The 12,900-nt window shown below is 57.8% G+C and carries 16 protein-coding genes and 1 pseudogene; 12 read left to right on the forward strand and 5 right to left on the reverse strand.

Going from position 1 to position 12,900, the window contains the following annotated elements:
* Positions 1–114: 114 nt before the first annotated feature.
* From VGU61_RS07310 to ureG, 6 genes are all read left to right on the forward strand, one after another.
* Positions 115–420, forward strand: a complete 306-nt coding sequence (locus VGU61_RS07310) for an urease subunit beta (RefSeq protein WP_326858465.1) — start codon at positions 115–117, stop codon at positions 418–420.
* Between the two features lie 11 nt (positions 421–431).
* Entirely contained in the window at positions 432–1,064 is a 633-nt protein-coding gene (locus VGU61_RS07315; RefSeq protein ID WP_326858452.1) for a LysE family translocator, read from the forward strand.
* A gap of 10 nt (positions 1,065–1,074) precedes the next feature.
* Complete coding sequence (ureC, locus tag VGU61_RS07320; RefSeq protein ID WP_326858453.1) at positions 1,075–2,775, forward strand: urease subunit alpha; 1,701 nt, start codon at positions 1,075–1,077, stop codon at positions 2,773–2,775.
* A 16-nt stretch (positions 2,776–2,791) separates the two neighbouring features.
* Positions 2,792–3,301, forward strand: coding sequence for an urease accessory protein UreE (gene ureE / locus VGU61_RS07325; protein WP_326858466.1), 510 nt, complete (start codon positions 2,792–2,794; stop codon positions 3,299–3,301).
* A 1-nt stretch (position 3,302) separates the two neighbouring features.
* On the forward strand, positions 3,303–3,980 hold the full coding sequence (locus tag VGU61_RS07330; RefSeq protein WP_326858454.1) for an urease accessory protein UreF: 678 nt from the start codon (positions 3,303–3,305) through the stop codon (positions 3,978–3,980).
* Between the two features lie 69 nt (positions 3,981–4,049).
* Positions 4,050–4,667 (forward strand): urease accessory protein UreG, encoded by a 618-nt coding sequence (ureG, locus tag VGU61_RS07335; RefSeq protein ID WP_326858455.1) that lies wholly within the window; start codon positions 4,050–4,052, stop codon positions 4,665–4,667.
* Positions 4,668–4,686: 19 nt separating this feature from the next.
* On the opposite strand, the gene VGU61_RS07340 is transcribed toward ureG, so the two are convergent.
* Both VGU61_RS07340 and VGU61_RS07345 read right to left on the reverse strand, forming a co-directional pair.
* Positions 4,687–5,493: a competence/damage-inducible protein A gene (locus VGU61_RS07340; protein ID WP_326858456.1), complete on the reverse strand. Its 807-nt coding sequence runs from the start codon at positions 5,491–5,493 to the stop codon at positions 4,687–4,689.
* Positions 5,494–5,563: 70 nt separating this feature from the next.
* A complete protein-coding gene (locus tag VGU61_RS07345) occupies positions 5,564–6,403 on the reverse strand; it encodes an EI24 domain-containing protein (RefSeq protein ID WP_326858457.1) in 840 nt (279 codons plus the stop codon).
* 170 nt (positions 6,404–6,573) lie between these two features.
* Between VGU61_RS07345 and VGU61_RS07350 the strand changes: the two genes are divergently transcribed.
* From VGU61_RS07350 to VGU61_RS07365, 4 genes are all read left to right on the forward strand, one after another.
* Complete coding sequence (locus VGU61_RS07350; protein ID WP_326858458.1) at positions 6,574–6,882, forward strand: hypothetical protein; 309 nt, start codon at positions 6,574–6,576, stop codon at positions 6,880–6,882.
* 68 nt (positions 6,883–6,950) lie between these two features.
* The gene (locus VGU61_RS07355) at positions 6,951–7,307 is read left to right on the forward strand and encodes an FKBP-type peptidyl-prolyl cis-trans isomerase (protein ID WP_326858459.1); all 357 of its coding nucleotides are present in this window, start codon (positions 6,951–6,953) and stop codon (positions 7,305–7,307) included.
* A 172-nt stretch (positions 7,308–7,479) separates the two neighbouring features.
* Positions 7,480–7,743: a hypothetical protein gene (locus tag VGU61_RS07360; protein WP_326858460.1), complete on the forward strand. Its 264-nt coding sequence runs from the start codon at positions 7,480–7,482 to the stop codon at positions 7,741–7,743.
* A 348-nt stretch (positions 7,744–8,091) separates the two neighbouring features.
* Complete coding sequence (locus tag VGU61_RS07365) at positions 8,092–8,346, forward strand: acyl-CoA-binding protein (protein WP_326858461.1); 255 nt, start codon at positions 8,092–8,094, stop codon at positions 8,344–8,346.
* Positions 8,347–8,383: 37 nt separating this feature from the next.
* On the opposite strand, the gene VGU61_RS07370 is transcribed toward VGU61_RS07365, so the two are convergent.
* From VGU61_RS07370 to VGU61_RS07380, 3 genes are read right to left on the reverse strand one after another with little or no spacing between them, the layout of a single operon-like run.
* Positions 8,384–8,668, reverse strand: a complete 285-nt coding sequence (locus VGU61_RS07370; RefSeq protein ID WP_326858462.1) for a polyhydroxyalkanoic acid system family protein — start codon at positions 8,666–8,668, stop codon at positions 8,384–8,386.
* A gap of 4 nt (positions 8,669–8,672) precedes the next feature.
* Positions 8,673–9,659: a D-glycerate dehydrogenase gene (locus VGU61_RS07375; RefSeq protein WP_326858463.1), complete on the reverse strand. Its 987-nt coding sequence runs from the start codon at positions 9,657–9,659 to the stop codon at positions 8,673–8,675.
* 7 nt (positions 9,660–9,666) lie between these two features.
* Positions 9,667–11,073 carry a sodium:proton antiporter gene (locus VGU61_RS07380; protein WP_414691611.1) on the reverse strand — a complete coding sequence of 469 codons (1,407 nt, stop codon included), beginning with the start codon at positions 11,071–11,073 and terminating at the stop codon, positions 9,667–9,669.
* Positions 11,074–11,402: 329 nt separating this feature from the next.
* Between VGU61_RS07380 and fdxA the strand changes: the two genes are divergently transcribed.
* Complete coding sequence (gene fdxA / locus VGU61_RS07385; RefSeq protein ID WP_326858464.1) at positions 11,403–11,726, forward strand: ferredoxin FdxA; 324 nt, start codon at positions 11,403–11,405, stop codon at positions 11,724–11,726.
* A gap of 835 nt (positions 11,727–12,561) precedes the next feature.
* A pseudogene (locus tag VGU61_RS07390) lies at positions 12,562–12,900 on the forward strand (polyhydroxyalkanoate depolymerase); the annotation flags it as partial.

Here is a 12,900-nt window from a genome sequence, read left to right on the forward strand (position 1 = left end):
CCCTCCCCCTGCAAGGGGGAGGGGACTTTACAGAGCAGTAAGATCGGCAGCCAAGTGATTTACCTGCAGAGCAATTCCAAAACCCTACAAACCCCTTCTTCTTCCGGAGAACCCATGATCCCAGGCGAAATGCACATCGAAGCCGGCGAAATCGAACTCAATGCTGGTCGCGCAACAGCAACCATTACAGTCGCCAACAGCGGCGACCGTCCCATCCAGGTCGGTTCGCACTTTCACTTTTTCGAAGTTAACCCCGCCTTGCAGTTCGACCGGCAGACCGCCTACGGCATGCGGCTGAACATCGCCGCCGGTACCGCCGTCCGTTTCGAACCCGGACAGCAGCGCACCGTGGAACTGGTGGCGCTGGCGGGCGACCGCAAGGTTTACGGCTTTAACGCCAAGGTCATGGGCGCGCTGTAAGGAGTGCATCGATGGAATTGTCACTGCTGCTCGCGTTTCTCGCGACGAACTTCCTGCTCAACATCACTCCCGGCCCGGCTGTCCTGCAGGTGGTAGGTCATTCGCTCGGCAATGGCTGGCGCCGTACCCAGGCCAGCATTTTCGGCATCCTCGCCGCGAACGCGATGTATTGCATGATGTCGGCGCTTGGCTTGAGCGCGCTGATCCTGGCTGCGCCGTCGCTGTTTGACATCATCAAGTGGTGCGGCGCTGGTTACCTGGTATGGATCGGCGTTCGTACAATTGTTTCGGCATTGCGGCAAAACGCGGTTGAAACCATGCCGGGCCGTCCCGCATCCTGGTTCACGCTTTTCAAGCGAAGCTTCCTGCTGCAAGGCGCCAATCCTAAATCGGTGCTGTTCTTCTGCGCGATGCTGCCCACCTTCGCCGGCCCGGCTGACGGCGCCCCGCAACGAATTTTCCTGCTGGGCTTGTGCGCAATCGCACTGGAGTATCCAGTATTGCTTGCCTATTCCCTGCTCGGCTGGCGCATGGCAGGCATTACCAAAGGCGCCGCGGCCCGCCGCACCCTGGGCATCGCCAGCGGCCTGTCACTGATTGGCGCCGCATCGCTCGTCGCCCGAACATCACTGCATAACAAATAAGGGAATCGCCATGGCAACAATCTCTCGTCAAGCCTATGCCGAAATGTTCGGCCCCACTGTCGGCGACCGCGTACGGCTCGCAGACACGGAACTCTTTATCGAAGTGGAGAAGGATTTCACCACCTACGGCGAGGAAGTGAAATTCGGCGGCGGCAAGGTGATCCGCGACGGCATGGGCCAGTCGCAACGCAATCACAAGGACGTGATGGACACCGTCATCACCAATGCATTGATCGTCGATCACTGGGGCATCGTCAAAGCCGATATCGGCTTGAAGGCTGGCAGGATCGCCGCCATCGGCAAGGCAGGCAACCCCGACATACAGCCGGACGTCACCATGGCCATCGGCGGCGCAACGGAAATCATCGCCGGCGAAGGCATGATCGTCACCGCCGGCGGCATCGATTCCCACATCCATTTCATCTGCCCTCAGCAAATCGAGGAAGCGCTGATGAGCGGCGTTACCACGATGCTGGGCGGGGGCACCGGCCCGGCGGTCGGCACCGCGGCGACGACCTGCACTCCGGGGCCGTGGCATATCCATTCGATGCTGTCGGCGGCGGATGCCTTTCCGATGAACCTCGGTTTTCTCGGCAAGGGCAACGTCAGCCTGCCGGGGCCGCTGGAGGAGCAGGTGCGCGCAGGCGTCATCGGCCTGAAGCTGCACGAGGACTGGGGCACGACGCCCGCCGCGATCGACAATTGCCTGTCGGTCGCCGACCGGATGGATATCCAGGTGGCGATCCATACCGACACGCTGAACGAAGGCGGCTTTCTCGAACACACCCTGGCCGCATTCAAGGATCGCACCATCCATACTTTCCATACCGAAGGGGCAGGCGGCGGCCACGCGCCGGACATCATCGCCGCGATCGAGCATGGCAACGTCCTGCCGTCATCGACCAATCCGACCCGCCCCTACACCGTCAATACGCTGGACGAGCATCTCGACATGCTCATGGTCTGCCATCATCTCGATCCGGCAATCGCCGAAGACATTGCGTTTGCCGAATCGCGCATCCGCCGCGAGACGATTGCCGCCGAGGATATCCTGCACGACATCGGCGCGATCAGCATGATGTCCTCCGATTCCCAGGCAATGGGACGGGTCGGCGAAGTCGTCATGCGCACCTGGCAGACCGCGCACAAGATGAAGGTACAGCGCGGCCCTCTCGGCGAGGATTCCAGCCGCAACGATAATTTCAGGGTAAAGCGCTACATTGCCAAGTACACGATCAATCCGGCGATCACCCATGGTATTTCCCATGTCGTCGGTTCACTGGAAGTCGGCAAGATCGCCGATATCGTGCTGTGGAAGCCGGCCTTTTTCGGGGTAAAGCCATCGATGATCCTGAAAAGCGGCATGATTGCCGCCGCCCAGATGGGCGACCCGAACGCCTCCATCCCGACACCGCAGCCGGTTCACTACCGGATGATGTTCGGCGCCTACGGCGGCGGCCTGAAAACCTCGTTCACCTTCGTATCGCAAGCCGCCTACGACGACGGCATCGGTGATGCGCTGAAGCTCAACAAGACACTCATTCCGATAAAAAATGTCCGCGCGCTGCGCAAGAGCGACATGATCCACAACGGCCTGACACCGAAGATGGAGGTTAATCCCGAAACCTACGAGGTCCGCGCCAACGGCGAGCTGCTGGTGTGCGAGCCCGCGAAGGTGCTGCCGATGGCGCAGCGATATTTCCTGTTTTGATTTGCCCATTCTCACGATGCTGACACTCAATACCAAACTCACGTCCGCCGAAAACATCGACGGCGAACTCGTCCTCCCGTTCGACCTGCGCGAGAAAAGCCGGCTGCGCGCCCGCCTGACGTCCGACGAGGAAGTCGCCGTATTTACCGTGCGCGGCACGGTGCTGCGCGACGGCGACCTGCTCAGGGGCGACGATGGACGCGTGGTGAAAATCATTGCCGCGAAAGAGGCCACCTATCGCGTCGAGTGCGCCACGCCACGCGACCTCCTGCGCTGCGCCTTCCACCTCGGCAACCGCCATACCCAGGCGCAGGTCGGTGGCGACGCCGGCTCCGGATTCCTGCGCATCCGCAAGGATGCCGTGCTGAAGGAAATGCTGGAAGGCCTCGGGGCGCGAGTCACCGAGGAGGAGGCGCCGTTCGAACCGGAGTCGGGCGCGTACGGCGGCGGCCATCATCATCACGACCATCATCCGCTGGCGCCGATTCCGCTGCGGCAGAAGATCCATCGCCCGTCGGACAAATAACATGCATGCCGCCGCCCTGCTTCATCTCCTGCAGCTCGCCAGCCCTTCCCTGCCGATCGGCGCCTACAGCTATTCGCAAGGCATGGAGGCAGCGCTGGAACGCGGCATGGTGCATGACGAGGCGTCCGCCCGGCGCTGGATCGTCGATACCCTGCACCAGGTGGTAGCCCGCTTCGAGGCGCCTATCCTGTGGCGGCTGTTGAAGGCCTTCGACGCACGGGACGCCGCGGCTGTCGACGCGTGGACGGAACGCTTCATCGCCGCGCGCGACACGGCCGAATTTCGCGCGGAAACCATCCAGATGGGCTACTCGCTCTCCAAGCTCACGGCGGAGCTGGTGCCCGGTCACGACGCCTTGCCCCTGCTGCTGCGGCAGACCGAAGTGCCCTTGCCGACAGCGCTTGCGTGTCTTGCCGTCGCGCTGGATGTGCCGCACGACGCCGCGCTGCTCGGCATGCTGTTTTCCTGGGCGGAGAACCAGGTGCTGGTGTGCGTGAAGTCGGTGCCGCTCGGGCAGGTATCGGGCCAGCGATTGCTGTTGTCGCTGCGGCCGGAACTGGAAGCGGCAAGCCTGCAGGCACAGCGACTTGCGGATGACGAACTCTGCAATTGGTCGCCCGGCCTGTCGCTGCTGTCAATGCAACATGAAGTGCAATACAGCCGCCTGTACCGCTCCTGATGCTCGGGCGGCAGGCTCAGATCACGGCACATGATTGAATCAACTTTTTATTGGTAGATATTGAAAAACATGACAACTGCTTCCAATCCCCTGCGCGTCGGCATTGGCGGACCAGTCGGTTCCGGCAAGACGGCATTGTGCGAAATGCTGTGCAAGGCGATGCGCGACCATTACAACATGGCCGTCATCACCAACGACATTTACACCAAGGAAGACATGGAGATCCTGCTGCGCGCCGACGCCTTGCCGGCGGAGCGGCTGATGGGCGTGGAAACCGGCGGCTGCCCGCATACCGCGATCCGCGAGGATGCCTCGATCAACCTCGAAGCCATCTCCCGCATGAGCGCCGATTTCCCGGATCTCGACCTGATCCTGGTGGAGTCCGGCGGCGACAACCTGGCGGCGACCTTCAGCCCGGAATTATCCGATCTGACGATCTACGTCATCGACGTCGCGGGGGGCGAGAAGATTCCGCGCAAGGGCGGCCCGGGCATCACCCGCTCGGACCTGCTGATCATCAACAAGACGGATCTCGCCCCCTATGTCGGCGCCAACCTCGATGTGATGGCGCAGGATGCGAAAAGAATGCGCGGCGACCGGCCGTTCATCTTCACCAACCTGCGCAGCGGCGACGGCGTGCAGCAAGTGGTCGACTTCATCCGCAAGCAGGGACTAATGGAGTCATGAGCCAGACATGCATGCCGGATTACTGAACATGCATCTGGTATTCGGCATGCAAGGCGTCGAGCGCGGCCAGCATCTCGCCGAATGCCGCGTCGACCTGCACCGGATCGCCTTTGACGCCGAGTTCGATATGCCGGCGCGTCGCCGCATCGCCGACGCTCGGCAGACTGAATACCTTCACTGAAGCGAAGTTCGACTCCAGCCGCTCCATCAGTGGCGTCAGCGTGGACTCGGCCTGCTCGTAGACGAGCACCGATTTTTCCGACCAGGCGGTCTTGCCGAACAGGTGTGAGTAATGCGTATCGAGCACCCACTCGATCATCGGCCATGCCATTACCGGGAAGCCCGGAACGAAATAATGCGCCCCGCCGTTGCCGTTTCGGACGGAGAAGCCGGGAATCTTGTTATAGGGATTCGGGATGATCTCCGCGCCTTGCGGAAATTCCCCCATCTTCAATCTGTGCAGATTCTCCGGCACATCATATTCCGGCTCTCTGCCCGCCTCGCGCGCGACGTCGGCAATACGCTCTTCGATCTTCAGTTTCGCCTGTGGATGCAGGACCAGCGGCACGTTCAGCGCCGCCGCCGCGCATTGCCGCGTATGGTCATCGGGCGTGGCGCCTATCCCGCCGCAGGAGAAGACGATGTCGTCACCGGAGAAAGTACGCTGCAGCGTCGCCGTGATGCGTGCACGATCATCGCCAAGGTACTCGGCCCAGGACAATTGCAGACCACGCGCCGCCAGCAATTCGACGACCTTGGGGAAATGCTTGTCAGTGCGCTTTCCGGAAAGAATTTCATCGCCGATGATGATGAGTCCGATAGCCATGGGTGCGATCCGCCGGATAAATAAGGAAGCGGCAATTATGCCCGAGGCCGCAAATGCCGGCAGCACTGCGTCAGTTGATGTCCTTCAGCACTCCCGGCAATGGCGTGGCCGTCTGTGTCCGCCGATATTCCGCCAGGGCATCAAGGCAATAATGCGTGAACCAGAGTCCGGTAAATACAAAGACCAGCACATAAAGCCAGATCGCACCGCCAGCAAGCAGCGGAAAGAAAATCACCGACAGCGCGCCGCCGAGCCACAGCAATGTCGGCGCGGCGCCCAAGGCGCCCGTGATCGCGCCGATCAGCAACAGCGGCCACCGGTGCCGCCGCGTGATAATCCGGTATTCTTCCCGGGTCGCGTGTTCGGCCAGCGCATCGTAGGCCATCACTTTATAAGTCAGCCATCCCCACAGGATGGGCTGGATGATGAAGGTCAGCGGCGGTATTGCGGAGAGCGGCAGCGTTACGATCCACAGCACGGCGAATATCACGAACGAATAGGTGGAAAGCCACAAGGTTCCCAGCAGGTTGCCGCCATGGCGCATTTCCAGGGATGGATGGCGGCGCTTGGCCACATGACGGACGATGATCGGCATCGCCGTCGTGCCGACGAACACCAGCGCGGTGAGAATCATCAACGGAAGCAGCACCCACATCGCGATCAAAGGCACGACCACGACGTATAAGGCACCAAGCCCCAACGATTCCATCGTCTCCTTGGCGAACGGGAAATGGTTGTTCTCAGTGAAAAACGCTTGCAACCAGTCGACCAGCGGCTGCAGCCCAAGCCAGAGGACAACGCCCCACAGCACCAGCGACAGCACGAATGGAAGCACGGTAAGCAGTAACAGGCGTATATGCAGTTGTGACCATACGGCATTGCCGAAGGCGACCATTACCGAACGGTTCATCGATACCCTCTCCCAAAAATATTCTTGCTCGAAAACCAAGGCAGTCCACGGAGCTTGCTTTGCATCTTATCCACCGCAAAACGTTATGTTACAGGCCACGCTTCCACGCAACTAACCGGCGTCAGTTGCCATCCATTGTCATGAATTCGTTATGTAATGACTGGACAACCATGTATTTAATTCAACTTTTTCTGCCCCTGTACGACAACGACAAGAATGCTTTTCCAAAGGCGCTTTTCCTGTCCATCCGTGACGAGCTGGTCGAACGCTTCGGCGGGTTGACCGTTCACACCCGTGCGCCGGCCAAGGGCTTATGGCAGGACCACGAGCAGGATACCGTACAGGATGATCTCGTGATTCACGAAGTCATGAGCGAATCCCTCGATCACGACTGGTGGCGATCCTACCGCGCATCGCTGGAATCGCGATTCCGACAGGACACCGTGCTCATCCGCGCGCAGCGGATCACCATTCTCTGAACCGAAGCAGGACAGGTGCTTGCAACTGCTACAATCCCGCCACTCGACCACTCATGAAAGGAACCAGCATGTCCACTACTACGACAGCTTCCGGGCTGCAATACGAAGAAATCTCCGTCGGTTCTGGCGACGAGGCCAAGGCTGGCGGCCAAGTCACGGTGCACTACACCGGCTGGCTGCAAAACCCGGACGGCAGCGCCGGTCGCAAGTTCGATTCGAGCAAGGACCGTAATGAGCCTTTCGACTTTCCGCTCGGCGCCGGCCATGTGATCAAAGGATGGGACGAAGGCGTGCAAGGCATGAAAGTCGGCGGCGTGCGCAAGTTGATTATTCCTTCCTCGCTAGGCTATGGCGCACGCGGCGCCGGCGGCGTCATTCCTCCGAACGCCACCTTGATCTTCGAAGTGGAACTTTTAGGCGTTTAAATACTCTTTCCTTACGGCATCTTGAAGACCGACATCATTTCCTGTCGGCTTCCTGATGTCCGTGCCCTGACCGGTAGAGGATGAACAGAAGTCCTGCCGTTTGAAAAGCGGTTTGCCCTGCGCGGTTGCAACGCATGGCTTGACGGCGGCATGGCAATACTACGTTCAACCCATGCCGCGCACATCGCGCGGCGATACACCGGATCCGTACTTCATGCATTTCAAAAAGTTGTTCGCCACTTGCGCCTGTGGCGCGTTTTGTTTGGCCGTTTCGGGTTGCGCCGTGGTGTCCGTTGCGACCACCGCCGTGTCGGTTGCCGGTACCGCGGTAAGCGTCGGGGTCGCAGCGGGCTCGGTTGCGGTAGGCGCCGCGACGACGGTTGCGAAAGGCGCGGTTGCCGTTGGTGGTGCAGTGGTCGGTTCCGATTCCGACTGAGCACTCCTGCCACCCGCGCATCAACGCCGGCCACACCGGTTTCCCGAACTCCGTTGCAAACCGCCGGATGATCTCATGCGGATCCGGCGTGATTGCGTCATCGGCTGGGTTTCACAGCTGCGCGCTGCGGTTATAGCCGAACAATCACATTGCAGTCCGACTCCGTCGCAGCCATACGCTGTCGACATTAGACGCTTTCTCCCGAGGCAGCGCCAGCACGTCGTCGGCTGTCATCGAGTCACTCCTCTAAATGTTTGCTTTAGTGGCTGTTTCTTCTATGTTATTTTGAGCGCCGTCTTTGCAATGGGCGATATTACAGCCCATTATTTTCATCTAACGGAGAACACCATGAGCCTGCAAGCCCAATTCGACCAAGCATTGGCCGACTCGAAGAGTCTGCCCGAACGACCCGACAACATGACGCTGTTGAAGATCTATGCGCTGTACAAGCAGGCAAGCGAAGGTGACGTGCAGGGAACACGGCCGGGATTTACCGATATGGTCGGCCGTGCGAAATGGGATGCATGGGATGCGCTGAAGGGCACGTCGAAGGACGAGGCAATGCAGCAATACGTCGATCTCATCACCGAACTCAAGGGATAAAACCCGACGGCTGTGCCTGCGTCAAACGGCGCCTTCGTCAAACTTTGCTGCTGAAAACCCTCTTCATTTTCTCGGTGACCTTGGATTCGATGGTTGACGCAAAGCCCTTGAACAGAAATCCAAGTTTTATCTGAAGCTGCGCTTCATTGTCGAGCAAAGCAAGCGTGCCGGACACACCGGTGCGCTTGAACACCAGCACATCGCCATCCCATTCGGATGCCATATCGTATTCCTGAGACATCTGGTCCGCCACTTTCTGAGCGGCGGCCTTTGCCATATTGCGGGGCAGCTTGTGTGTTTGGCAAACGATGATATCGGCCATTGCTTTATTTCCTGGAGTTGACGCCGGGGTTAAGGATATTCGGCGGCGTCCCGCCCGTCAACGCGGCAATCAGGTTATCGGCCGCGCAGTTTGCCATTGCGCGACGAGTTGGTTCCGAGGCGCTGCCGATGTGCGGCGTCAGCACCACATTTTTCAGCGACAAAAAGCCAGGATTGAAGGCCGGTTCATTCTCGAACACGTCCAGGCCGGCAGCAGCGATCCGGCCGGTGCCCAGGGCATCGATCAGTGCAGCATCATCGACGATCCCTCCCCGCGCGATATTCACCAGCGTCGCAGTCGGCTTCATCTGCGCCAGTTCGGCGGCACCTATCGTGTGATGAGACTGTGGCGAATACGGCAGTACCAGCACCACATGGTCCGCAGTCCGCAGCAGCTCTTCCTTGCCAACGTGCCGCGCGTTGTTCGCATACGCCTCGGTCTCCGGCGCGAGGCGGGAGCGGTTGTGGTAAATGACCTTCATGTTGAAGCCCATCGACCGGCGCGCGACCGCCTGGCCGATGCGGCCCATGCCGATGATACCGAGTGTTGATCCATGCACGTCCGCCCCCATGAAAGTATCGAAGCGCCATTTCTTCCACTGACCGGCGCGCAGCCAATGCTCCGATTCGGTCACTCGGCGGGCCGTCGCCATCAACAAGGCCCAGGCGAAGTCCGCGGTCGTTTCATTCAGCACATCCGGAGTGTTGGTAACGATGACTCCGGCCCTGGTCGCGGCATCGACGTCGATGTTGTTGTAACCGACCGCCATGTTGCAGATGGCTTTCAGTCCCGGCGCTGCAGCGATCACCTCGGCGGAAATCCGCTCGCTCGGGGTAGTGAATACCGCATCCTTGCCCTGCAGCTTTTGCGTCAGTTCGTCCGACGACATGATCTTGTCGTCCTGATTGGACTCGACATCGAATTTCTCGGATAGACGCTCGATCACGTCGGGGAAGATTGCACGTGTCACTAGGATTTTGGGTTTGGTCATTGCATCCTCAACGGAAGAATAGGAATGTCATGGCGATGAAAAGCGGCACCAGCACGATACACGACCATGCCATGTAACCGAAGAACGACGGCATCCTGATGCCGCGATCTTCAGCGATTGCCTTCACCATCAGGTTGGGCGCGTTCCCGATATAACTGTTGGCGCCCATGAATACCGCACCGCAGGAAATTGCGGCCAGCGTCGATGCGAGCGTCGTCATGAGTGTCGCAGGATCGCCGCCGGCGGTATTGAAAAACACCAGGTAGGTCGGTGCATTATCGAGAAAGGAAGACAGTATGCCGGTTGCCCAGAAATACATGGCGTCGATCGGCTGCCCGTCGTTGCCGGTGACGGCGCGGACCACTGCGGAGAACGCACCGGATTCGCCGGCACGCAGCATCGCGATGACGGGAATGATGGTGATGAAAATGCCTGCAAACAATTTCGCGACTTCCTGCATCGGACCCCACGAAAAATCATTGCCGCTGCGTGCCGAACGGGGTGTCAGCGCGAGCGAGGCGAGGGTGACGGCGATGAGTAGAACGTCGCGCATCAGGTTCTGCAATTCCACGTCGGTGCCGAACACCGGGAATGTGATGCCGGACTTCCAGAAGCCGCTCATCAATACGAGTCCGACAATCGCCGCCAGGAAAAGAAAGTTGACCTTGCCTTCGATGCTGAGGGACGACTCGGGCGTTGGATCCATGGCCGGTGGCAATTGCTCCTCGCGATGACGATAGTAGAAATTATCGAGCACGTAAAAAATGACAAGCAGGGCCCCACACAAAAACAGTGCCTGCCAAAACATATGCTTCATGGTCCAAAAGAAATCAATTCCTTTGAGGAAGCCGAGAAACAGCGGCGGATCGCCGAGCGGGGTCAGCGAGCCGCCGGCGTTCGCCACAAGGAAAATGAAGAACACCACGATGTGTACCGCATGTTTGCGGTTATCGTTGGCGCGAATCAGCGGCCGGATCATCAGCATGGATGCGCCCGTGGTACCCATGAAACTTGCCAGCACCGTGCCGAGGGCCAGCAGTCCGGTGTTGACCAATGGCGTGCCCCGCAAGTTGCCTTGCACGCAGATGCCTCCCGCCACCACGAAAAGAGACGTCAGCAAGATGATGAACGGGATGTATTCCGCGATGAACGCATGCGCGGCGCCGCTGGCTGCGGCAGCGATGCCAAACACTGCGGCGCAGGGAAGAAGGAAGGAAAGCGCCCAGGCGAGTGAAATTTTGCCAAAATGGTGGTGCCAGAAGTAAGGTGCGAACAAGGGCAAAAACGCAATCGACAGCAGCAGACCCGCGAACGGGATCGCCCACCAGACGGACAATTGGCCCCCATCCAATTCGGCAGCGTATGAAACGATCGGAACCATTCCTGCCATGCCGGCCAAGATTTTTGCGTGCACTTGATGTCCCTTGCGTTATTTTTAAAATCGGCGGCTATTTTAGCCTGCTTCCAAAGTGCTCTTCTCCGTAGAAATACGCAATTCCGCCAAGCGGGCAACAACTTCAGGACTCAACCTTTCGCTTCTGCTTGATCCATTCTTCATATTTGCTTATTCGCAATCTGTATAAATCTGGTTTGTTAGAAAGACTGAATTATCTTAAAATACAAGGCTTTGCGAAGAGTTGCATCGGTGGACTTTCAACCAAGGCGATCCGCCGTGCCGAACACGCCTAGCACCGCTTTTTCAGCCTTCATCCAATTTCAGGAAAATTTACAGATAGGATTGTTATGACCCACGTTGTGACCGAATCGTGCATCCGGTGTCGTTATACCGATTGTGTGGATGTATGCCCGGTGGATTGCTTTCGCGAAGGCCCCAATTTCCTCGCGATCGATCCGGATGAATGCATCGACTGCGCCGTCTGCGTGGCCGAGTGCCCGGTCAACGCCATCTTTGCGGAAGAGGATGTGCCAGCGGATCAGCAGCATTTCATCAAACTGAACGTCGAGCTAGCCCGTGCGTGGCCTTCAATTACCAAGACAAAGGCCGCCCTGCCGGATGCTGATGACTGGAAAGACGTAAAAGACAAGCTCGACCAACTCGTCAAATAATTCAATTTCTCAACGGTGGCGCCTAATGTGGCTGCCATCGTTGCAGCAGTAAGCAGTTGCATCCCCTGAGGCCTCCCCATTGCAGACCCTTGAGTGACAAGTGTCTGATTCTCTGCAACACCCCTGTCCACCCAACCCGCCCACATATCTGCAAGTTTGCTTGGCCGGATTTCCCCAGCGCCTCTCAATTTCATTTAGCTGATTCAAATATCAGGATTTTCGGCTCATCAATCAAAACCTCGCACGAGCGCAAAAAGCCGAAGATTCCGTCCCGTTTGCAAAGAAAAACCGGCTCCCACGATTGGCAGAGTGGTTCAGAAGCACTAATTAAAACTGGAATTTTTCTCTGCGTACCCCTTGCCGCATACACGCGTAAGTTTTACAAAGCGGCCTGACAGTTAAAAGAAAATCATTCTGCACTGCCATAAAACTGGGTTTTCATGTCTAGGCACGCTTTATGCTCGCCTCATGGAAAGACCAGACGAGTAGCAACAGAATTTTCGATGGATTAATTTCTTGTTTATTGTTTGATCTAAACAAAACTACAAGATATGCAGTATCTTGCAAGTCAAGGAAGTTGCATCCATCTCGTATTCAAGTTTAGTTTTCGACCAATCACGAGTGATTTAACGACTTTCGTGATATGTTGCTAGGGAATAATATTGATATTGCTCAACAATTGCATCATAAGCCATTACAAACGGATACAACAAAGTGCATGAGCGACTCAGTGATTATTTCGGGAAACTATTGAAAAATTGCATTTGATGCATTGCAGCAAAACAGGTTTGTCAGGACAATACCCTGCGACTTGGATTACTTGATAGAGGGCAATATGCTTTACCAATTTCATGAACTTAATCGCACGTTTTTAAGCCCCCTTATCCAATGGGCGGAAGCGTCCGCCAAATTGTTCACCAATCCGGTGTCTCCACTGGCCCACACGCCATTCGCGCAGCGTATTGCCGCTGGCTACGAATTGGTTTATCGCCTTGGCAAGGATTACGAAAAGCCGGAGTTCGGCATCAAAAGCGTTGCGGTTGAAGGCAAGCAGGTTGGCGTATTCGAGCTGGTTGAAGAGACTAAACCGTTCTGCCGACTGATTCACTTCAAGAAGGATTTGAGCGACAAACAGTTCGCCGATACCAAACAGCCGACCGTGCTTTTGGTCGCG

Source organism: Noviherbaspirillum sp., from assembly GCF_035944575.1.
Lineage (GTDB): Bacteria > Pseudomonadota > Gammaproteobacteria > Burkholderiales > Burkholderiaceae_D > Noviherbaspirillum.

What these genes read in the sequence shown, in the direction of transcription:
- VGU61_RS07310 (WP_326858465.1), top strand. Translation starts at nt 115, where the DNA reads ATGATCCCAGGCGAAATGCACATCGAAGCCGGCGAAATCGAACTCAAT.
- VGU61_RS07315 (WP_326858452.1), top strand. Translation starts at nt 432, where the DNA reads ATGGAATTGTCACTGCTGCTCGCGTTTCTCGCGACGAACTTCCTGCTC.
- ureC (WP_326858453.1), top strand. Translation starts at nt 1,075, where the DNA reads ATGGCAACAATCTCTCGTCAAGCCTATGCCGAAATGTTCGGCCCCACT.
- ureE (WP_326858466.1), top strand. Translation starts at nt 2,792, where the DNA reads ATGCTGACACTCAATACCAAACTCACGTCCGCCGAAAACATCGACGGC.
- VGU61_RS07330 (WP_326858454.1), top strand. Translation starts at nt 3,303, where the DNA reads ATGCATGCCGCCGCCCTGCTTCATCTCCTGCAGCTCGCCAGCCCTTCC.
- ureG (WP_326858455.1), top strand. Translation starts at nt 4,050, where the DNA reads ATGACAACTGCTTCCAATCCCCTGCGCGTCGGCATTGGCGGACCAGTC.
- VGU61_RS07340 (WP_326858456.1), bottom strand. Translation starts at nt 5,493, where the DNA reads ATGGCTATCGGACTCATCATCATCGGCGATGAAATTCTTTCCGGAAAG.
- VGU61_RS07345 (WP_326858457.1), bottom strand. Translation starts at nt 6,403, where the DNA reads ATGAACCGTTCGGTAATGGTCGCCTTCGGCAATGCCGTATGGTCACAA.
- VGU61_RS07350 (WP_326858458.1), top strand. Translation starts at nt 6,574, where the DNA reads ATGTATTTAATTCAACTTTTTCTGCCCCTGTACGACAACGACAAGAAT.
- VGU61_RS07355 (WP_326858459.1), top strand. Translation starts at nt 6,951, where the DNA reads ATGTCCACTACTACGACAGCTTCCGGGCTGCAATACGAAGAAATCTCC.
- VGU61_RS07360 (WP_326858460.1), top strand. Translation starts at nt 7,480, where the DNA reads ATGCCGCGCACATCGCGCGGCGATACACCGGATCCGTACTTCATGCAT.
- VGU61_RS07365 (WP_326858461.1), top strand. Translation starts at nt 8,092, where the DNA reads ATGAGCCTGCAAGCCCAATTCGACCAAGCATTGGCCGACTCGAAGAGT.
- VGU61_RS07370 (WP_326858462.1), bottom strand. Translation starts at nt 8,668, where the DNA reads ATGGCCGATATCATCGTTTGCCAAACACACAAGCTGCCCCGCAATATG.
- VGU61_RS07375 (WP_326858463.1), bottom strand. Translation starts at nt 9,659, where the DNA reads ATGACCAAACCCAAAATCCTAGTGACACGTGCAATCTTCCCCGACGTG.
- fdxA (WP_326858464.1), top strand. Translation starts at nt 11,403, where the DNA reads ATGACCCACGTTGTGACCGAATCGTGCATCCGGTGTCGTTATACCGAT.